Source organism: Burkholderia sp. KBS0801, from assembly GCF_005937855.2.
Classification (GTDB): Bacteria; Pseudomonadota; Gammaproteobacteria; order Burkholderiales; family Burkholderiaceae; genus Burkholderia; species Burkholderia ambifaria.
Genome location: NZ_CP042179.1, coordinates 1017792 through 1036520, shown reverse-complemented (window position 1 = coordinate 1036520; position 18729 = coordinate 1017792). Strand labels below are relative to the sequence as shown.

At 62.6% G+C, this 18729-nt stretch carries 12 protein-coding genes, 2 tRNA genes and 3 rRNA genes; 13 read left to right on the top strand and 4 right to left on the bottom strand.

The annotated features are described in order from the left end of the window. The first annotated feature begins 98 nt into the window (after window positions 1-98). Together FFI87_RS34265 and FFI87_RS34260 are read left to right on the top strand one after the other, a co-directional pair. Window positions 99-623, top strand: a complete 525-nt coding sequence (locus FFI87_RS34265; RefSeq protein ID WP_138850724.1) for an HD domain-containing protein — start codon at window positions 99-101, stop codon at window positions 621-623. Between the two features lie 9 nt (window positions 624-632). After that, the gene (locus tag FFI87_RS34260) at window positions 633-1316 is read left to right on the top strand and encodes a DUF429 domain-containing protein (protein WP_012372099.1); all 684 of its coding nucleotides are present in this window, start codon (window positions 633-635) and stop codon (window positions 1314-1316) included. Between the two features lie 166 nt (window positions 1317-1482). Here the strand turns inward: FFI87_RS34260 and FFI87_RS34255 are convergent, their stop codons facing one another. After that, complete coding sequence (locus FFI87_RS34255; protein WP_138850893.1) at window positions 1483-1920, bottom strand: ATPase; 438 nt, start codon at window positions 1918-1920, stop codon at window positions 1483-1485. A 625-nt stretch (window positions 1921-2545) separates the two neighbouring features. Between FFI87_RS34255 and FFI87_RS34240 the strand changes: the two genes are divergently transcribed. The 5 genes from FFI87_RS34240 to rrf all read left to right on the top strand — a co-directional run bounded on the left by FFI87_RS34240 (window position 2546) and on the right by rrf (window position 7826). Further along, window positions 2546-4078 (top strand): 16S ribosomal RNA (locus tag FFI87_RS34240). A gap of 62 nt (window positions 4079-4140) precedes the next feature. Further along, window positions 4141-4217 (top strand) — tRNA-Ile (locus FFI87_RS34235). Between the two features lie 96 nt (window positions 4218-4313). Next, window positions 4314-4389: transfer RNA gene (locus FFI87_RS34230), tRNA-Ala, on the top strand. A 290-nt stretch (window positions 4390-4679) separates the two neighbouring features. After that, window positions 4680-7561: ribosomal RNA gene (locus tag FFI87_RS34220) — 23S ribosomal RNA — on the top strand. Between the two features lie 152 nt (window positions 7562-7713). Next, window positions 7714-7826 (top strand): 5S ribosomal RNA (gene rrf / locus FFI87_RS34215). The 16S, 23S and 5S rRNA genes sit together here with 2 tRNA genes alongside, the layout of an rRNA operon. Window positions 7827-8039: 213 nt before the next feature. Here the strand turns inward: rrf and FFI87_RS34210 are convergent. Further along, window positions 8040-8411, bottom strand: a complete 372-nt coding sequence (locus FFI87_RS34210; RefSeq protein WP_138850723.1) for a nuclear transport factor 2 family protein — start codon at window positions 8409-8411, stop codon at window positions 8040-8042. 183 nt (window positions 8412-8594) lie between these two features. Continuing rightward, window positions 8595-9599 (bottom strand): AraC family transcriptional regulator, encoded by a 1005-nt coding sequence (locus FFI87_RS34205; protein ID WP_012372096.1) that lies wholly within the window; start codon window positions 9597-9599, stop codon window positions 8595-8597. 136 nt (window positions 9600-9735) lie between these two features. Here FFI87_RS34205 and FFI87_RS34195 point away from each other — a divergent pair, with 136 nt between their 5' ends. The 3 genes from FFI87_RS34195 to FFI87_RS34185 are packed head-to-tail and all read left to right on the top strand — an operon-like array spanning window position 9736 to window position 13412. Beyond that, window positions 9736-11409 (top strand): acyl-CoA synthetase, encoded by a 1674-nt coding sequence (locus FFI87_RS34195; RefSeq protein WP_138850722.1) that lies wholly within the window; start codon window positions 9736-9738, stop codon window positions 11407-11409. Between the two features lie 20 nt (window positions 11410-11429). Further along, window positions 11430-12197 (top strand): 3-hydroxyacyl-CoA dehydrogenase, encoded by a 768-nt coding sequence (locus FFI87_RS34190; protein ID WP_138850721.1) that lies wholly within the window; start codon window positions 11430-11432, stop codon window positions 12195-12197. Window positions 12198-12221: 24 nt separating this feature from the next. Next, on the top strand, window positions 12222-13412 hold the full coding sequence (locus FFI87_RS34185) for an acetyl-CoA C-acetyltransferase (RefSeq protein WP_012372093.1): 1191 nt from the start codon (window positions 12222-12224) through the stop codon (window positions 13410-13412). Between the two features lie 112 nt (window positions 13413-13524). On the opposite strand, the gene FFI87_RS34180 is transcribed toward FFI87_RS34185, so the two are convergent. Beyond that, window positions 13525-14217 carry a TetR/AcrR family transcriptional regulator gene (locus tag FFI87_RS34180; protein ID WP_138850720.1) on the bottom strand — a complete coding sequence of 231 codons (693 nt, stop codon included), beginning with the start codon at window positions 14215-14217 and terminating at the stop codon, window positions 13525-13527. Between the two features lie 364 nt (window positions 14218-14581). Between FFI87_RS34180 and FFI87_RS34170 the strand changes: the two genes are divergently transcribed. The 3 genes from FFI87_RS34170 to preA all read left to right on the top strand — a co-directional run bounded on the left by FFI87_RS34170 (window position 14582) and on the right by preA (window position 18709). Next, window positions 14582-15862, top strand: coding sequence for a Zn-dependent hydrolase (locus tag FFI87_RS34170; protein WP_138850719.1), 1281 nt, complete (start codon window positions 14582-14584; stop codon window positions 15860-15862). Between the two features lie 129 nt (window positions 15863-15991). Then, complete coding sequence (locus FFI87_RS34165) at window positions 15992-17329, top strand: NAD(P)-dependent oxidoreductase (protein WP_138850718.1); 1338 nt, start codon at window positions 15992-15994, stop codon at window positions 17327-17329. Between the two features lie 72 nt (window positions 17330-17401). Next, window positions 17402-18709 (top strand): NAD-dependent dihydropyrimidine dehydrogenase subunit PreA, encoded by a 1308-nt coding sequence (gene preA, locus FFI87_RS34160; protein WP_012372089.1) that lies wholly within the window; start codon window positions 17402-17404, stop codon window positions 18707-18709. The last annotated feature ends 20 nt before the right edge of the window (window positions 18710-18729 follow it).

Below are 18729 nucleotides of genomic sequence, written 5' to 3'. Positions count from 1 at the left end.
ATACGTGGGAATGATCATCGCGTACAGGTAGTATGTGCGGTTCCGAAACGGACGCGACCGGTTCTGCCGGCCGTAGTCCGGCCACACGAGGGATCAATATGAACAAGCTGGTAGCTGCCATCGCATTCGCGGCGGACAAGCATCGCAATCAGCGGCGCAAGGACGACGAGGCATCGCCGTACATCAACCATCCGATCGCGCTGGCCGATGTGCTGGCCAACGAAGCCGGCATCGAGGACGAGCGCGTGATCGTCGCGGCCGTGTTGCACGACACGATCGAGGATACGGAGACAACCGAGCAGGAACTGCTGCGGCTGTTCGGCAAGGACGTCGCGGACATCGTGATGGAAGTCACCGACGACAAGTCGTTGCCGAAGGAAGAGCGCAAGCGCCTTCAGGTCGAGCACGCGGCGACCATCAGCCGGCGCGCGAAGCTCGTGAAGCTGGCCGACAAGATCTGCAACCTGCGCGACATCACACGGCATCCGCCCGCGGACTGGCCGCTCGAGCGCAAGCAGGCGTACTTCGACTGGGCGAAGTCGGTCGTCGACCGGATGCGCGGCGTGCATCCCGGCCTGGAAGGGATCTTCGATGCCGCGTACGACGCGCGGCCGGCAGACTGACGCGCAGCCATGCGGGCGGCCCGATCCCGATCCGTCGCGTGGTCGTCGCCTGCGGTGGCGGGCGTCGACGTCGGCGGCGACAAGAAGCAATGCGATCTCGTGATCCTGCGCGGCTCGACGGTCGTCTGCCGCGAGGCGCGGATCGCACCCGAAGCGCTGCCCGCGCTGTGTATCGAGCATGGCGTGGTGGCCGTCGGCGTCGATGCGCCGAGCCTGTGGTGGACGGGAAGCGGGCGCCGCGCGGCCGAGCAGGCGCTCGCGCGTGAGCGGATCTCGTGCTTTCCGACGCCGTCGCGCGAACGGGCCGTGACCAGTACGTCGGGCTTCTTCGACTGGATGTTCATGGGCGAGCGCGTGTACCGCGCGCTGGCGCAGGCCTATCCGCTGCTCACCGACGCACGGTATGCCGGCGGGAACGTAAGCTTCGAGACCTATCCGTACGCGATTACCTGCGCGATGCTCGGCAAGGCGATTGCGTCGGCGAAGCAGAAACGCAACCAGCGCCGGCAATTGCTCGCGCAAGTCGGGATCGACGTGTCGACACTGCGCTCGGTCGACGCGCGCGACGCCACGCTGTGCGCATTGACCGCGCAATACGTGATCGATGGAAACGCGCACGCGTATGGCGATGCGGCGGGCGGGTACATTCGTGTGCCGATCGTCAGCGAGACGATCGTGCTCGATACGCTCTAGTCACTCACGGGCCGCGGTTGGCGGGTACCCGTGAATCCGTGACGGCAAGGTGAGCTTTTGCTGGACGTATCTGATCGTTGACGTCAGGGTGTCGAGCAGTGACAGCCGATCGGCATGCGCAACATCATGTTCAATCGATGCGCGGTGCGCGTCCCGGCCGTGATGCTCAGGCTTCGAGGATGGACTTCGGCACGCTGGAAAGATCGCAAGCGTCCGCTTGCTCGAAATAGGCTTGCGCATCGTCGATCATCACGACCGCGACGTCGATCAGTTCGTCGAGCCGCTGCAGCAGCGATTCGCGCCACTCGATGTCCTCGTCGCGCTCGGGCGTCTTGTCGAGTTGCTCGATGATCGAGTCGGCCGTCTGCAGGAACGGGATCGCCTGCTGATAGTTTTCGATCGAGACCATCGCGGCGTTGCGTGCGCCGACGAGCCGTTCGCGATGCTCGTCCGCCAGTTCGGACTCGCCGCTGATGCGTGGCAGCACATCGGAGATGCGTTGCAGAAGCGGCGGGGCCTGTTCTTCCAGCATGACGGCGCGCTCGCGAAGCGCGGCATATTCGTCGCGAAGATCGGCGTCGCCGGATTGAGTGGTGCTGTCCATCGTCGGTATGAGTGCGTTGTTCGATCGCGGGATGATACTCGACCGCGCGTACCCCTTTGTTTGCTCCGCGGCATGGTGAATGGCGCGAGGTGAATGCGGGATGCTGTCGGCCTCCTTATATAAGAGGAAAGAAGGGCGCGTGCCCTGGATGCTTCGCGGGCGCTTTTTCAAAATATTTTCACAAAGGGGTTGCGTCGGCAGGGGCGGGTGCTTAGAATCACGCCTCTTTCGCGCTAACGGAAACGCGGCGCGGGAGGAAGGGAAGCGGTGCTGACGAAGGTTGCTGTAGCGGCCCCGGCGCACACGAAGTTGAACCCCTCGCGGTCGCAACGAAGCAGTTCAGAAAGTTGTTGACGAGCGAAGAAAGACGGTTCATAATCTCACTTCTCTGCTGCTGAAAACGCAGCGCTGCTGGGAAACAGAAGGTTTCCCGCAGAAATGCTCTTTAAAAATTAACAGCCGATAAGTGTGGGCGCTTGATGGCAGCGAGCTGATCCTCGGATCAGATAGCGAAAGTATCAAGAGTCTCACACTAAAGTAAGTCAGGTTTATGAAGTGATTCATATTCCTGTCAGCTTTGAGTGAGCGACCGGTTCTTAACCGAACCGAAAACAGTAACAGGTTTAAACTGAAGAGTTTGATCCTGGCTCAGATTGAACGCTGGCGGCATGCCTTACACATGCAAGTCGAACGGCAGCACGGGTGCTTGCACCTGGTGGCGAGTGGCGAACGGGTGAGTAATACATCGGAACATGTCCTGTAGTGGGGGATAGCCCGGCGAAAGCCGGATTAATACCGCATACGATCTACGGATGAAAGCGGGGGACCTTCGGGCCTCGCGCTATAGGGTTGGCCGATGGCTGATTAGCTAGTTGGTGGGGTAAAGGCCTACCAAGGCGACGATCAGTAGCTGGTCTGAGAGGACGACCAGCCACACTGGGACTGAGACACGGCCCAGACTCCTACGGGAGGCAGCAGTGGGGAATTTTGGACAATGGGCGAAAGCCTGATCCAGCAATGCCGCGTGTGTGAAGAAGGCCTTCGGGTTGTAAAGCACTTTTGTCCGGAAAGAAATCCTTGGTTCTAATACAGCCGGGGGATGACGGTACCGGAAGAATAAGCACCGGCTAACTACGTGCCAGCAGCCGCGGTAATACGTAGGGTGCGAGCGTTAATCGGAATTACTGGGCGTAAAGCGTGCGCAGGCGGTTTGCTAAGACCGATGTGAAATCCCCGGGCTCAACCTGGGAACTGCATTGGTGACTGGCAGGCTAGAGTATGGCAGAGGGGGGTAGAATTCCACGTGTAGCAGTGAAATGCGTAGAGATGTGGAGGAATACCGATGGCGAAGGCAGCCCCCTGGGCCAATACTGACGCTCATGCACGAAAGCGTGGGGAGCAAACAGGATTAGATACCCTGGTAGTCCACGCCCTAAACGATGTCAACTAGTTGTTGGGGATTCATTTCCTTAGTAACGTAGCTAACGCGTGAAGTTGACCGCCTGGGGAGTACGGTCGCAAGATTAAAACTCAAAGGAATTGACGGGGACCCGCACAAGCGGTGGATGATGTGGATTAATTCGATGCAACGCGAAAAACCTTACCTACCCTTGACATGGTCGGAATCCTGCTGAGAGGCGGGAGTGCTCGAAAGAGAACCGGCGCACAGGTGCTGCATGGCTGTCGTCAGCTCGTGTCGTGAGATGTTGGGTTAAGTCCCGCAACGAGCGCAACCCTTGTCCTTAGTTGCTACGCAAGAGCACTCTAAGGAGACTGCCGGTGACAAACCGGAGGAAGGTGGGGATGACGTCAAGTCCTCATGGCCCTTATGGGTAGGGCTTCACACGTCATACAATGGTCGGAACAGAGGGTTGCCAACCCGCGAGGGGGAGCTAATCCCAGAAAACCGATCGTAGTCCGGATTGCACTCTGCAACTCGAGTGCATGAAGCTGGAATCGCTAGTAATCGCGGATCAGCATGCCGCGGTGAATACGTTCCCGGGTCTTGTACACACCGCCCGTCACACCATGGGAGTGGGTTTTACCAGAAGTGGCTAGTCTAACCGCAAGGAGGACGGTCACCACGGTAGGATTCATGACTGGGGTGAAGTCGTAACAAGGTAGCCGTATCGGAAGGTGCGGCTGGATCACCTCCTTTCCAGAGCTTCTCGCAAAGTTGAGCGCTCACGCTTATCGGCTGTAAATTAAAGACAGACTCAGGGGTCTGTAGCTCAGTCGGTTAGAGCACCGTCTTGATAAGGCGGGGGTCGTTGGTTCGAATCCAACCAGACCCACCATTGTCTTGTCTGGCGTGTCGGTGATCGTTAGCGCTTTAGCGCTTACGAGCAGCCCATGCCGAGAGGCGGTAGGTACCTGAGGAAATCTGTACTCATGGGGGCATAGCTCAGCTGGGAGAGCACCTGCTTTGCAAGCAGGGGGTCGTCGGTTCGATCCCGTCTGCCTCCACCAATCCTCAATGACAAGCGTTCGACGTCGTCGAATCTTTGTCATTGGCGATTGAGCCAGTCAGAGTGATATCAACAGATATCGGCTGTCGTTCTTTAACAATCTGGAAGAAGTAAGTAATTTGGATAGCGGAAGCGTCTTGAGATGGACGTGAAAGTTATCCGGGTTGTGATTGTATCGATGTATCTCAAGATGATTCGAACTCTATGTTCGACTCAATTGGAATACGGCACAACGCGAGAACTCAACCTGTAGCGACTGTCGCGTCGAAAGATGAGACAGACTCGTTATAGGGTCAAGCGAACAAGTGCATGTGGTGGATGCCTTGGCGATCACAGGCGATGAAGGACGCGGTAGCCTGCGAAAAGCTACGGGGAGCTGGCAAACGAGCTTTGATCCGTAGATGTCCGAATGGGGAAACCCACTCCTTTTGGAGTATCCATGGCTGAATACATAGGCCATGCGAAGCGAACGCGGTGAACTGAAACATCTAAGTAACCGCAGGAAAAGAAATCAACCGAGATTCCCAAAGTAGTGGCGAGCGAAATGGGATGAGCCTTGTACTCTTTATTTGTATTGTTAGCCGAACGCTCTGGAAAGTGCGGCCATAGCAGGTGATAGCCCTGTAGGCGAAAACAGTATGAAAGAACTAGGTGTACGACAAGTAGGGCGGGACACGTGAAATCCTGTCTGAAGATGGGGGGACCATCCTCCAAGGCTAAATACTCGTGATCGACCGATAGTGAACCAGTACCGTGAGGGAAAGGCGAAAAGAACCCCGGGAGGGGAGTGAAATAGATCCTGAAACCGCATGCATACAAACAGTCGGAGCCTCGTAAGGGGTGACGGCGTACCTTTTGTATAATGGGTCAGCGACTTACGTTCAGTAGCAAGCTTAACCGTATAGGGCAGGCGTAGCGAAAGCGAGTCCGAATAGGGCGTTCAGTTGCTGGGCGTAGACCCGAAACCAAGTGATCTATCCATGGCCAGGATGAAGGTGCGGTAACACGTACTGGAGGTCCGAACCCACTAACGTTGAAAAGTTAGGGGATGAGCTGTGGATAGGGGTGAAAGGCTAAACAAACTTGGAAATAGCTGGTTCTCTCCGAAAACTATTTAGGTAGTGCCTCGTGTCTCACCTTCGGGGGTAGAGCACTGTCATGGTTGGGGGGTCTATTGCAGATTACCCCGCCATAGCAAACTCCGAATACCGAAGAGTGCAATCACGGGAGACAGACATCGGGTGCTAACGTCCGGTGTCAAGAGGGAAACAACCCAGACCGCCAGCTAAGGTCCCCAAATATAGCTAAGTGGGAAACGAAGTGGGAAGGCTAAAACAGTCAGGAGGTTGGCTTAGAAGCAGCCACCCTTTAAAGAAAGCGTAATAGCTCACTGATCGAGTCGTCCTGCGCGGAAGATGTAACGGGGCTAAGCTATATACCGAAGCTGCGGATGCGTGCTTTGCACGCATGGTAGGAGAGCGTTCCGTAAGCCTGCGAAGGTGCGTTGAAAAGCGTGCTGGAGGTATCGGAAGTGCGAATGCTGACATGAGTAGCGATAAAGGGGGTGAAAGGCCCCCTCGCCGTAAGCCCAAGGTTTCCTACGCAACGTTCATCGGCGTAGGGTGAGTCGGCCCCTAAGGCGAGGCAGAAATGCGTAGCTGATGGGAAGCAGGTCAATATTCCTGCACCATTGTTAGATGCGATGGGGGGACGGATCGCGGAAGGTTGTCCGGGTGTTGGAAGTCCCGGTCGCTGCATTGGAGAAGGCACTTAGGCAAATCCGGGTGCGCAATTCAAGGGTGTGGCGCGAGCTCCCTCGGGAGCGAAGCAATTGGAAGTGGTTCCAAGAAAAGCCTCTAAGCTTCAGTCTAACGATGACCGTACCGCAAACCGACACAGGTGGGCGAGATGAGTATTCTAAGGCGCTTGAGAGAACTCGGGAGAAGGAACTCGGCAAATTGGTACCGTAACTTCGGGATAAGGTACGCCCTTGTAGCTTGATGCGCCTGCGCGCAGAGGGTGAAGGGGTTGCAATAAACTGGTGGCTGCGACTGTTTAATAAAAACACAGCACTCTGCAAACACGAAAGTGGACGTATAGGGTGTGACGCCTGCCCGGTGCCGGAAGATTAAATGATGGGGTGCAAGCTCTTGATTGAAGTCCCGGTAAACGGCGGCCGTAACTATAACGGTCCTAAGGTAGCGAAATTCCTTGTCGGGTAAGTTCCGACCTGCACGAATGGCGTAACGATGGCCACACTGTCTCCTCCCGAGACTCAGCGAAGTTGAAGTGTTTGTGATGATGCAATCTACCCGCGGCTAGACGGAAAGACCCCATGAACCTTTACTGTAGCTTTGCATTGGACTTTGAACCGATCTGTGTAGGATAGGTGGGAGGCTATGAAACCGGAACGCTAGTTTCGGTGGAGCCGTCCTTGAAATACCACCCTGGTTTGTTTGAGGTTCTAACCTTGGCCCGTGATCCGGGTCGGGGACAGTGCATGGTAGGCAGTTTGACTGGGGCGGTCTCCTCCCAAAGCGTAACGGAGGAGTACGAAGGTACGCTAGGTACGGTCGGAAATCGTGCTGATAGTGCAATGGCATAAGCGTGCTTAACTGCGAGACCGACAAGTCGAGCAGGTGCGAAAGCAGGTCATAGTGATCCGGTGGTTCTGTATGGAAGGGCCATCGCTCAACGGATAAAAGGTACTCTGGGGATAACAGGCTGATACCGCCCAAGAGTTCATATCGACGGCGGTGTTTGGCACCTCGATGTCGGCTCATCTCATCCTGGGGCTGTAGCCGGTCCCAAGGGTATGGCTGTTCGCCATTTAAAGAGGTACGTGAGCTGGGTTTAAAACGTCGTGAGACAGTTTGGTCCCTATCTGCCGTGGGCGTTGGATATTTGAAGGGGGCTGCTCCTAGTACGAGAGGACCGGAGTGGACGAACCTCTGGTGTACCGGTTGTCACGCCAGTGGCATCGCCGGGTAGCTATGTTCGGAAGAGATAACCGCTGAAAGCATCTAAGCGGGAAACTCGCCTTAAGATGAGATATCCCTGGGGACTAGATCCCCTTGAAGGGTCGTTCGAGACCAGGACGTTGATAGGTCAGGTGTGTAAGCGCAGTAATGCGTTCAGCTAACTGATACTAATTGCCCGTAAGGCTTGATCCTATAACAAGTCTGCCTTGTAGATCTGCGCCGTGTGTAAGCACTGGCCGCGATCCAAAGCGACAAGTTGGATTCTCGTGTGTGATACACACAACCAAAATTACTGCTTCTTCCCAGATTGGTCGCGTTGCGAAGCAGCGCGACAACCCTCTTTGCCTGATGACCATAGCGAGTCGGTCCCACCCCTTCCCATCCCGAACAGGACCGTGAAACGACTCTACGCCGATGATAGTGCGGATTCCCGTGTGAAAGTAGGTAATCGTCAGGCTCCCTAAGCCAGAAACCCCCGCCCGAAAGGCGGGGGTTTTTGCATTGGCGCGGCGGAAAGTGGGACAGCCGCGAGGGCGCAGTTGTCGTTGGCGCATCTCTTCTCCCCGTCATTGGCGCAACTTCCAACGCGCCGAGCATGTCGGTGCGTGACAGTCGCGACATCGACTCACTTCGGGATCCTGCAGTTCGTCAATTGCCGACATGTCTCAGCTCAACCGATCTGCGATGCGTGCCCGGCAACCACACGCCAGTCGCTTCCCGACCGGCGCCACAGGCGCGTATAGGCAAACATCCCGTTGAATGCGGCGCCGTCGAAACGACCGGCAAGCATCGCCTTCGCCGTGGTGACAATCATCTCGCCGATCATCTTCGTCCCCATCTCCTGGATATCGAGGGCGTCGAGGCGCAACAGCTTCGCACGATGCGCGGACAGATCGTCGTGCTTCGCAATGACTTCCCCGGTCGGGACGGTGAAGATCAGGTCGTCATCGAGCAACGTGTCGAGTGCGTCGACGTCGTTGGCGAGCATCGCCGCTCGAAGTGCGGCTTCATACGGTTCGATGACTGCACGAACTGCATCCATATCGGGCCTCGCATCAGTTCGAAGGGTCAGGATTTCACGCATGCTCGCCGGGCGGCCGCGGTGGCCTTCGCATTCCGGCATTACAGCCACTCGACAAAGACTACTCCGCTTTCGACAGCATCTGACGCCGCACCATCATCAGCCAGCAGACGCCGATCGACGCGAGGTCGGGCCGGCAGCGTATCAATGCTCCGGTTGCCCCGTATTGACGTCGCGTCGAAACGCGCCCGGACTCGTCCCTGTCCATTTCCGGAACGCGCGATGAAACGCGCTGGGTTCGGTGAAGCCCAGTTCGGCCGCGATTTCCGCGACGCTGAGCCGGTGTGCGCGCAGCAGCGACTGGGCCAGTGCGCCGCGCAGCTCGTCCTTGATCGACGCGAAGCTCTGACCCTCGCTGCGCAGGCGTCGCCGCAGCGTCGCGGGCGTCGTGCCGAGGCGCACGGCCAGCGTGTCGAAGTCCGGCCACTCTGCGGCCGGCAGTGCCTTCAGGTGCGCGCGCGTTTTTGCCACCCAGCCGGTGTCGTGCCGGTAGCGCACCAGCAGATTGCCGGGCGCGCCGCGCAGGAAGGTCTTCAGTGCCTGTGCGGAGCGGATCGTCGGGAGCGCGAGATACGCGGCGTTGAAGGCGAGCCGGCTGTCGGGCCGGTCGAAATGGACCGGTACCCCGAAGAACTGGTGGTAATCGGTGCGGTGGTCGGGGCTCGGGCACGCGAAATCGATGCGCTGCAGCGGAATGCGCCGGCCAATCAGCCAGCAGGCGACGCCGAGCAGGATCAGCCAGAACGTCCGGTAAGCGAACGCGGAATAGGGCGCGCCCGCCTGCTTGAGCACGATCTGGGCCTGTCCGTCGGCGACCACGAGCTCGCCGTGCGGCTCGTCCAGCACCACGCGCAGGAATTGCAGCGCACGCCGCAGCGCCTTCTCGAGCGTGCCCGCGTCCAGCACGGCATGGCACAGCAGCATGAAGCTGCCACGCCGCATCGGTCGGGCCGCGAGCCCGAAAAATTCGTCGTCGATCGCGCTGGCGATCGCCAGCCACAGCCGGCCATACTGCTGCGGCGTGACGGGCCCGCGCACGGCGGCCGGCAGGCCGGCCGCGTGCAGCACCGGCCCGGCCGGAATCCGTTGCCGGCGCAGGCTCTCGAGCGCATCCTCGACGAAATCGGGCGAGATCATCTGCGGCCCCATGTTTTCATGCCCTCCAGACATGGCAAAACCGATCACGATTCTAGATTCTGTTTGTCATTGATTGCAATGTGACTGCTGTCTACCATCATCGATATACCCTCGGTTCGCCGGCGGTCATAACGAACAGGAGACACGCATGCGTGATGGAGCAACTGCCCGGGAGGTGCCGGCCTACGCCGACGCCGTCGCCGGCTTCCGTATCGAGACCGCCGCCGCATATCTGCACGGCGACCTGGAGCAGGGCCTGAACGCCTGCGTCGAATGCTGCGACCGGCATGCGGCGGCGGACCCGAACGCGATCGCACTCGACTGGATCGACGCTGGCGGCAGGCATCGCAGTTTCACGTTCGCGCAGATGCAGGCGCTGTCGGCGCGCGTCGCGAACCTGCTGGTCGAGCAGGGCGTGAAGCCGGGTGACGTGGTGGCCGGCCTGTTGCCGCGCACGCCCGAACTCGTCGCGACGATCCTCGGCACGTGGCGCGCGGGCGCCGTCTACCAGCCGCTTTTCACCGCGTTCGGACCGAAGGCGATCGAGCACCGGCTGCGCATGAGCGATGCGCGGCTGATCGTCACCAACATCGCGAATCGCGCGAAGCTCGACGAGATCGTGGATTGCCCGCCGGTGGCGACGGTGTGCGAGCCGGGCGACACGCTGCCGGCCCGCGATATCGATTTCCGTACGGCACTCGATGCGCAGTCAGGCACGTTCGAACCGGTGCTGCGCAAGGGGACCGACCTGTTCATGATGATGTCGACGTCGGGCACGACGGGTTTGCCGAAGGGCGTGCCGGTGCCGCTGCGCGCACTGCTTGCGTTCGGCGCATACATGCGCGACGCGGTGGACCTGCGCCCCAGCGACCGCTTCTGGAACATCGCCGATCCGGGTTGGGCATACGGTCTCTACTACGCGATCACGGGCCCGCTGCTGCTCGGCCATGCGACGACGCTGTACGAAGGCAGCTTCACCGTCGACAGCACCTGCGACGTGATCGAACGGCTCGGCATCACGAGCCTCGCCGGTTCGCCGACCGCGTACCGGATGCTGATGGCGGCCGGCACCGAAGTGGCGGCACGGCTGAAAGGGCAACTGCGGGTCGTCAGCAGCGCGGGCGAACCGCTGAATCCGGAAGTCGTGCGCTGGTTCCACGCGGCGCTCGGCGCGCCGATCCACGATCACTACGGCCAGACCGAACTCGGGATGGTCGTAAACAACCATCACGGGCTCACGCACGTCGTCCATGTCGGTTCGGCCGGTCTCGCGATGCCCGGCTATCGCGTCGCGGTACTCGACGAAGCCGGTCGCGAGCTCGGCCCGGGCGAGCCCGGTAACCTCGCGATCGACATCGCACGCTCGCCGCTGCTGTGGTTCACCGGCTACTGGCAGCAGGATACGCCGGCGATCGCGAGCGGCTACTACCGGACCGGCGACAACGTCGAACTCGAGCCGGACGGCACCGTGAGCTTCATCGGCCGCGCGGACGACGTGATCACGTCGTCCGGTTACCGGATCGGCCCGTTCGACGTGGAAAGCGCGCTGATCGAGCATCCGGCCGTCAGCGAGGCCGCGGTGATCGGCGTGCCGGATCCGGAGCGCACGGAGATCGTCAAGGCGTTCGTCGTGCTGTCGAAAGGTTTTGAAGGCACGCCGGCGCTGGCCGACGAACTGAGCCAGCACGTGAAGCGGCGGCTGTCGGCGCACGCGTATCCGCGCGCGATCGACTTCGTCGACGCGCTGCCGAAAACCCCGAGCGGCAAGATCCAGCGCTTCGTTTTGCGCAAGATGGAAGCCGAGAAGACCGCTCAATCCTGAAGACTGAATACGGAGTGCGAATGAATATCGAGGATCGCGTTTTTCTGATTACGGGCGCCGGTTCGGGCCTCGGCGCCGCAGTGGCGCGCATGGTGGTGGCCGAAGGCGGCAAGGCGGTTTTGCTGGACGTCAATGAGGATGCCGGCACGAGCCTCGCGCACGAACTCGGTGCGGCTGCATGCTTCGTGAAGACCGACGTGACGAGCGAAGCCGACGGGCAAGCTGCCGTCGCCGCCGCGCGCGACGCGTTCGGCCGCATCGATGCGCTCGTGAACTGCGCGGGCGTCGCGCCGGGCGAGAAAGTCGTCGGCCGCGAAGGTCCGCATTCGCTCGAGCGCTTCGCGCGCGCGGTGTCGATCAACTTGGTCGGCACGTTCAACATGATCCGCCTGGCGGCCGAAGTAATGTCGAAGCAGGACGCCGACGCGCAAGGCGAGCGCGGCGTGATCGTCAACACCGCGTCTGTCGCGGCGTTCGACGGACAGATCGGGCAAGCCGCGTATGCGGCATCGAAGAGCGGCGTGGTGGGCATGACGCTGCCGATCGCGCGCGAACTCGCGCGGTTCGGCATTCGCGTGGTGACGATCGCGCCGGGCATCTTCGCGACGCCGATGATGGCCGGCATGCCGCAGGACGTGCAGGACGCGCTCGGCAAGAGCGTGCCTTTCCCGCCGCGGCTCGGCCGCCCCGACGAATTCGCGGCGCTGGTGCGCCACATCGCCGAGAACACGATGCTGAACGGCGAAGTCATCCGTCTCGATGGCGCGTTGCGCATGGCGCCGCGCTGAAACTGGAACTGGAGAAACTCGATCATGACGACACAGGATCCGATCGTAATCGTCGGTGCTGCACGCACGCCGATGGGTGGTTTTCAGGGCGACCTCGCCGGGGCCAGCGCGAGCGAGCTCGGCGCGGCGGCGATTCGCGCGGCGCTCGAGCGCGCGCGCGTGCCGGCCGAGCGCATCGATGAAATCGTGTTCGGCTGCGTGCTGCCGGCCGGCCAGGGTCAGGCGCCGGCGCGGCAGGCCGCGCTGAAGGCCGGATTGCCGCTGGCCGCAGGCGCGACCACGGTCAACAAGATGTGCGGCTCCGGGATGAAGGCCGCGATGTTCGCGCACGACCTGCTGCTGGCCGGGTCGGCGGACGTGGCGGTCGCGGGCGGGATGGAGAGCATGACCAATGCGCCGTACCTGCTGCCGAAGGCGCGCGCGGGAATGCGCATGGGTCACGGCCAGGTACTCGACCACATGTTCCTCGACGGGCTCGAGGACGCGTACGACAAGGGCCGGCTGATGGGCACGTTCGCGGAGGATTGCGCGCAGGCCTACCAGTTCACGCGCGAGGAGCAGGATGCGTTCGCGATCGCGTCGCTGACGCGCGCGCAACGTGCGATCGCGGAAGGGCGCTTCACGTCGGAGGTCGCGCCGGTGACCGTGAAGGCCGGCAAGATCGAAGCGGTGGTCTCGATCGACGAGCAACCGGGCAAGGCGAAGCTCGACAAGATTCCGACGCTCAAGCCGGCGTTCCGCGAAGGCGGCACGGTGACGGCGGCCAATTCGTCGTCGATTTCCGACGGCGCGGCCGCGCTCGTGATGATGCGTCGCTCGGAAGCGGAGCGGCTCGGCCTCACGCCGAAGGCCGTGATCGTCGGGCATTCGACCTACGCGAACAAGCCGGGCCTGTTCGCGACGGCACCGATCGGTGCAATTCGCAAGCTGACCGAAAAAACCGGCTGGAACCTGCGCGACGTCGACCTGTTCGAGATCAACGAAGCCTTCGCGGTGGTCGTGATGGCCGCGATGCGCGATCTCGACCTGTCGCACGACAAGGTCAACGTGCACGGCGGCGCGTGTGCGCTCGGCCATCCGATCGGCGCATCGGGTGCACGCGTGATGGTGACGCTGCTGGCCGCGCTCGAATCGTATGGCCTGAAGCGCGGCATCGCATCGCTGTGCATCGGCGGCGGCGAGGCGACGGCGATCGCAATCGAGCGCGTCGCGTAACGCGAACACGTTCACGCGTCACGCGCGGGACGGCACGTACGCCGTCTCTCGCGACGCGGGCGGCGGGCATCGTGCCCGTCGCCCGTTTTGTTTTCCCGGGAACGCGATCGCGCTACGCGCTCGCGCCCGGCGACACCGCACCGCATGCGCGGATCACGAGCTGCACGACGTGCTCGGTCTTCTCGGCGAAGGCCTTCTGCGTGAATGCACGCTTGCCGCTCAGTGCGCGGATCTGCGCATCGAAATCCGCATAGTGCTGCGTGGTCGCCCAGATCAGATACATCAATGCGTGCGCATCGATCGGTGCAAGCAGGCCGCGCGCGATCCAGCCTTCGATCACGTTCACGCGTGTGTCGAACCACGGCTTCACACGTTCCGACAGAATGTCCTGCATGTGCTCGGCGCCGTGAATGATCTCGTTGGCCCACACTTTCGAGCCGAGCGGGCGCCGTCGCGACAGATCCATCTTCGCCCGCACGTAGCTGCCGATCGCCACGACCGGATCGTCGCCGGCCTCGAACGAGCCGGCCGCGCGGTGCCAGTCTTCGAACAGGTCATCGAGCACACGGCGGTACAACGCAAGCTTCGTCGGGAAGTAGTAATGCAGGTTCGCCTTCGGCAGGCCGGCACGCTCGGCGATCATCGCGGTGCTCGCGCCGTCGAGCCCGCGCTCCGCGAACACGGCTTCCGCGCAGGCCAGCAGATGCGCTTCGTTGGACTCGCGGATGTGCGCCTTGCGTCGCCGCAAAGGCGTGCCCGTTTCGTCGTGGCCGCTGGCTGCGGTGGCCGCTTCGTCATGTCTCATCGTTGCCCTCGCGCGGCATGGGTGCCGCGTTGGGCTTCATTCTAGTCGCAGGTCCGCATCGAACGCACCTGCGCGATGCATTCGTGCGGGCGCGATGCTGCGATGCGATGGCACGGTTCTCGCTCGAACAGGTCACGCAAGAAAGACGTTGCGCTCGACATTTTGATGGTCTAAAACCTGTCCAATCGGACAGGATTCGACGAGCAGCGAAACGCAGTGCCAGCGCCCCGCCGATCGATCGGACGAATCGCACGAACGATGCGCACCTGCACCTCGCAGGTGCGGGGGTTTGCCCCGACAGCAGCAATGCGTGCACCGGCATCGACCGGATCACGACATGACCGACCCCACAGGAGCGATACGAATGGACACGGTATCGGAAACAGTGAAGCGGGCAGCATTCGACACGTCGATCAAGGTCGACGGCAGACGGTTGTGGGACAGCCTGATGGAGGTGGCGAAGATCGGCGCGACGCCGAAGGGCGGCGTCTGCCGCCTCGCGCTGACCGATCTCGACAAGGCCGGCCGCGACCTGATCGTCGGCTGGGCGAAGGCGGCGGGCTGCACGGTGACGGTCGATACGATGGGCAACGTATTCATGCGTCGCGCGGGGCGCGTGGCCGACGCGGCGCCGGTCGTCACCGGCTCGCACGCGGATTCGCAGCCGACGGGCGGCCGCTTCGACGGCATCTACGGCGTGCTCGGCGGCCTCGAGGTGATTCGGAGTCTGAACGATCACGGCATCGAGACCGAGCATCCGATCGAGGTCGTGATCTGGACCAACGAGGAAGGCTCGCGCTTCGCACCGGCGATGGTCGCGTCGGGCGTTTTCGCGGGCGTGTTTTCGCTCGAATACGGGCTGTCGCGCAAGGACGTCGACGGCAAGACGATCGGCGAGGAACTGGCGCGCATCGGCTATGCCGGCGACGTGCCGTGCGGCGGCCGCAAGCTGCATGCGGCGTTCGAGCTGCATATCGAACAGGGGCCGATTCTCGAAGCGGAGTGCAAGACGATCGGCGTGGTGACCGACGCGCAGGGGCAGCGCTGGTATGAGATCACGTTCACCGGCCAGGAAGCGCATGCGGGGCCCACGCCGATGCCGCGCCGCCGCGACGCGCTGCTCGGCGCGTCGCGCGTCGTCGATCTCGTGAACCGGATCGGCCTCGATCACGCGCCGTTCGGTTGCGCGACGGTCGGGATGATGCAGGTTCATCCGAACTCGCGCAACGTGATTCCGGGCCGCGTGTTCTTCACCGTCGATTTCCGTCATCCGGACGATGCCGTGCTCGCGAAGATGGACGCTGCGCTGCGCGACGGCGTCGCGCGCATCGCGGGCGAGATCGGGCTCGAGACCGCGCTCGAGCAGATTTTCTACTACAAGCCCGTCGCGTTCGATCCGGCCTGCGTGGCGGCCGTGCGCGACGCGGCCGACCGCTTCGGCTACTCGCATCGCGACATCGTGTCGGGTGCGGGACACGACGCGTGCTATCTGGCCCAGGTCGCGCCGACGTCGATGGTGTTCGTGCCCTGCGTCGACGGCATCAGCCACAACGAGATCGAGGACGCGACGCCTGCGTGGATCGAGGCAGGCGCGAACGTGCTGCTGCACGCGATGCTCTCGCGTGCATGCGAGCCGGCTTCATGACGGATCGAATCTAGCGCGGCCGGCAGGCTGCCCATCGCCTGACCGTAGCACTCCAAAATATAGCCGACCCGACTGTGCGTTCGCAGCCGGCGGGGACGGCTTCGTCTCCACCCAGTCGAAGGAACGCGTATGACCACCAAGCCAACCGGCGATATCGCCGCGCATCGCCTGACGTCCACGCAACTCTCGTGCGAATTCGCCGATATCGCGCCGCTGCTCGATCCGACTGCCGCCGCGGCCGCCGCCAGCCGCTGCCACTACTGCTACGACGCGCCGTGCGTGCAGGCTTGTCCGACGCAGATCGATATCCCAAGCTTCATCCGCAAGATCGGCAACGGCAACCTGAAGGGCGCGGCGACCGACATCCTGTCTGCCAATCCACTCGGCGGAATGTGTGCACGCGTGTGTCCGACCGAGATCCTGTGCGAAGGCGCGTGCGTGCGCAATCACCAGGACGCGCAGCCGGTCGCGATCGGCGCGCTGCAGCGGCACGCGACCGACTGGGCGATGGCGACCGGTGCGGTGCGCTTCACGCGTGCGCCCGATACGGGGCGGCATGTCGCGGTGGTCGGCGCGGGGCCGGCCGGGCTCGCCTGCGCGCACCGGCTCGCGCTGGCCGGCCATCGCGTCACGCTGTTCGACGCGCGGCCGAAGGCGGGCGGCTTGAACGAATATGGCATCGCCGCGTATAAGACCGTCGACGATTTCGCGCAGCGCGAAGTCGAGTGGCTGCTGTCGGTCGGCGGTATCGCGCTGGAGACGGGCGTCGCGCTCGGCCGCGACGTGACGCTCGACGCATTGCGCGAGCAGCATGATGCGGTGTTTCTCGCGATGGGCCTGGGCGGCGTGCGCACGCTCGCGATCGACGGCGAGCAGTTGACCGGCGTGATGAACGCGGTCGACTTCATCGAGCAGGTGCGACAGGCCGACGGGCTGGAGAACGTGCCGGTCGGGCGGCGCGTGGTCGTGATCGGCGGCGGCAACACGGCGATCGATGCGTCCGTGCAGAGCCGCAAGCTCGGCGCCGAACGCGTGACGATGGTGTACCGGCGCGGCGTGGACGCGATGAGCGCGACGTGGGCCGAACGCGAGTTCGCGCAAAAGAGCGGCGTCACGCTCGTCACGCACGCGAAGCCGGTGCGCATCGCGGGCGCGGACGGGCACGTGACGGGCGTCGAATTCGAGGTCGCGTCGGGCGAACGCTTCACCGTCGACGCGGACATGGTGCTGAAGGCAATCGGCCAGACGCTGGTGCCGGACAGCATCGCGGCCGCATTGCTGACGGCGGACGGTACACGCATCGCGGTCGATGCGGACGGACGCACCGCGTTGCCCGACGTGTGGGCCGGCGGCGATTGCGCGGCGACGGGCGGTATCGACCTCACGGTGCAGGCCGTGCAGGACGGCAAGCGCGCCTCGGCTTCGATCGACGCGGCGCTCGCGCAGCGCGACGCCAAGGCCGCGTGAGCGCGGCCCACGCAACGGCATCGCGCATGCCGCGCGGATCACGATAAACGCCCCATTTTCACGGAGCCGAACATGGCCGACCTTCGCTGCACCATCGCAGGCATCACTTCGCCGAATCCCTTCTGGCTCGCGTCCGCGCCGCCGACCGACAAGGCCTACAACGTCAATCGCGCGTTCGAGGCGGGCTGGGGCGGCGTCGTCTGGAAGACGCTCGGGCTCGATCCGCACGTCGTCAACGTCAGCTCGCGCTACGGCGCGGTGCAGTGGAACGGCCAGCGGATCGCCGGGCTGAACAACATCGAGCTGATCACCGACCGTCCGCTCGACGTGAACCTGAGAGAGATCGCGCAGGTGAAGCGCGACTGGCCCGACCGCGCGCTGATCGTGTCGCTGATGGTGCCGTGCAACGAGCGCGACTGGAAATGGATCCTGCCGCTCGTCGAGGACACGGGCGCCGACGCGGTCGAGCTGAACTTCGGCTGCCCGCACGGGATGAGCGAGCGCGGGATGGGCGCGGCCGTCGGGCAGGTGCCGGAATACGTCGAGATGGTCACGCGCTGGGTCAAGGAAGGCACGAAGCTGCCGTGCCTCGTGAAGCTCACGCCGAACATCAGCGACATCCGGATGGGCTCGCGCGCCGCCTACAAGGGCGGCGCGGACGGCGTGTCGCTGATCAACACGATCAACTCGATCGTCGCGGTGGACCTCGACCAGATGGCGCCGATGCCGACCGTCGACGGCAAGGGCACGCACGGCGGCTATTGCGGCCCCGCGGTCAAGCCGATCGCGCTGAACATGGTCGCGGAGATCGCGCGCGACCCGGAAACGCCGAACCTGCCGATTTCCGGCATCGGCGGGATTTCGTCGTGGCGCGACGCGGCCGAGTTCATGGTGCTCGGCGCCGGCAGCGTGCAGGTATGCACCGCCGCGATGCACTACGGCTTCCGGATCGTGACGGATCTCGCCGACGGGCTGTCGAACTGGATGGACGAGAAGGGCTACGCGACGCTCGACGACATCCGCGGCCGCGCGGTGCCGAACGTCACCGACTGGAAATACCTGAACCTGAAATACGACATCAAGGCGCGCATCGACCAGGACCGCTGCATCCAGTGCGGGTTGTGCCATATCGCGTGCGAGGACACGTCGCACCAGGCGATCACCGCCCAGAAGGACGGCGTGCGGCATTTCGAAGTGGTGGACGCGGAGTGCGTCGGGTGCAATCTTTGCATGCATGTGTGTCCAGTCGAGCAATGCATCACGATGGAGCGGGTCGACGCCGGCGACTATGCGAACTGGACCACGCATCCGAACAATCCGGCGCGTGCCGACGCGGGTGCGGGCCCGGTGGAACCCGCGAAGCACGCGAAGGCGGCCTGACCGGCGGCCGGCGGCGCGGG

What these genes read in the sequence shown, in the direction of transcription:
- FFI87_RS34260 (WP_012372099.1), top strand. Translation starts at nt 633, where the DNA reads ATGCGGGCGGCCCGATCCCGATCCGTCGCGTGGTCGTCGCCTGCGGTG.
- FFI87_RS34180 (WP_138850720.1), bottom strand. Translation starts at nt 14,217, where the DNA reads ATGAGACATGACGAAGCGGCCACCGCAGCCAGCGGCCACGACGAAACG.
- FFI87_RS34195 (WP_138850722.1), top strand. Translation starts at nt 9,736, where the DNA reads ATGCGTGATGGAGCAACTGCCCGGGAGGTGCCGGCCTACGCCGACGCC.
- FFI87_RS34170 (WP_138850719.1), top strand. Translation starts at nt 14,582, where the DNA reads ATGGACACGGTATCGGAAACAGTGAAGCGGGCAGCATTCGACACGTCG.
- FFI87_RS34255 (WP_138850893.1), bottom strand. Translation starts at nt 1,920, where the DNA reads ATGGACAGCACCACTCAATCCGGCGACGCCGATCTTCGCGACGAATAT.
- FFI87_RS34210 (WP_138850723.1), bottom strand. Translation starts at nt 8,411, where the DNA reads ATGGATGCAGTTCGTGCAGTCATCGAACCGTATGAAGCCGCACTTCGA.
- FFI87_RS34165 (WP_138850718.1), top strand. Translation starts at nt 15,992, where the DNA reads ATGACCACCAAGCCAACCGGCGATATCGCCGCGCATCGCCTGACGTCC.
- preA (WP_012372089.1), top strand. Translation starts at nt 17,402, where the DNA reads ATGGCCGACCTTCGCTGCACCATCGCAGGCATCACTTCGCCGAATCCC.
- FFI87_RS34265 (WP_138850724.1), top strand. Translation starts at nt 99, where the DNA reads ATGAACAAGCTGGTAGCTGCCATCGCATTCGCGGCGGACAAGCATCGC.
- FFI87_RS34190 (WP_138850721.1), top strand. Translation starts at nt 11,430, where the DNA reads ATGAATATCGAGGATCGCGTTTTTCTGATTACGGGCGCCGGTTCGGGC.
- FFI87_RS34205 (WP_012372096.1), bottom strand. Translation starts at nt 9,599, where the DNA reads ATGGGGCCGCAGATGATCTCGCCCGATTTCGTCGAGGATGCGCTCGAG.
- FFI87_RS34185 (WP_012372093.1), top strand. Translation starts at nt 12,222, where the DNA reads ATGACGACACAGGATCCGATCGTAATCGTCGGTGCTGCACGCACGCCG.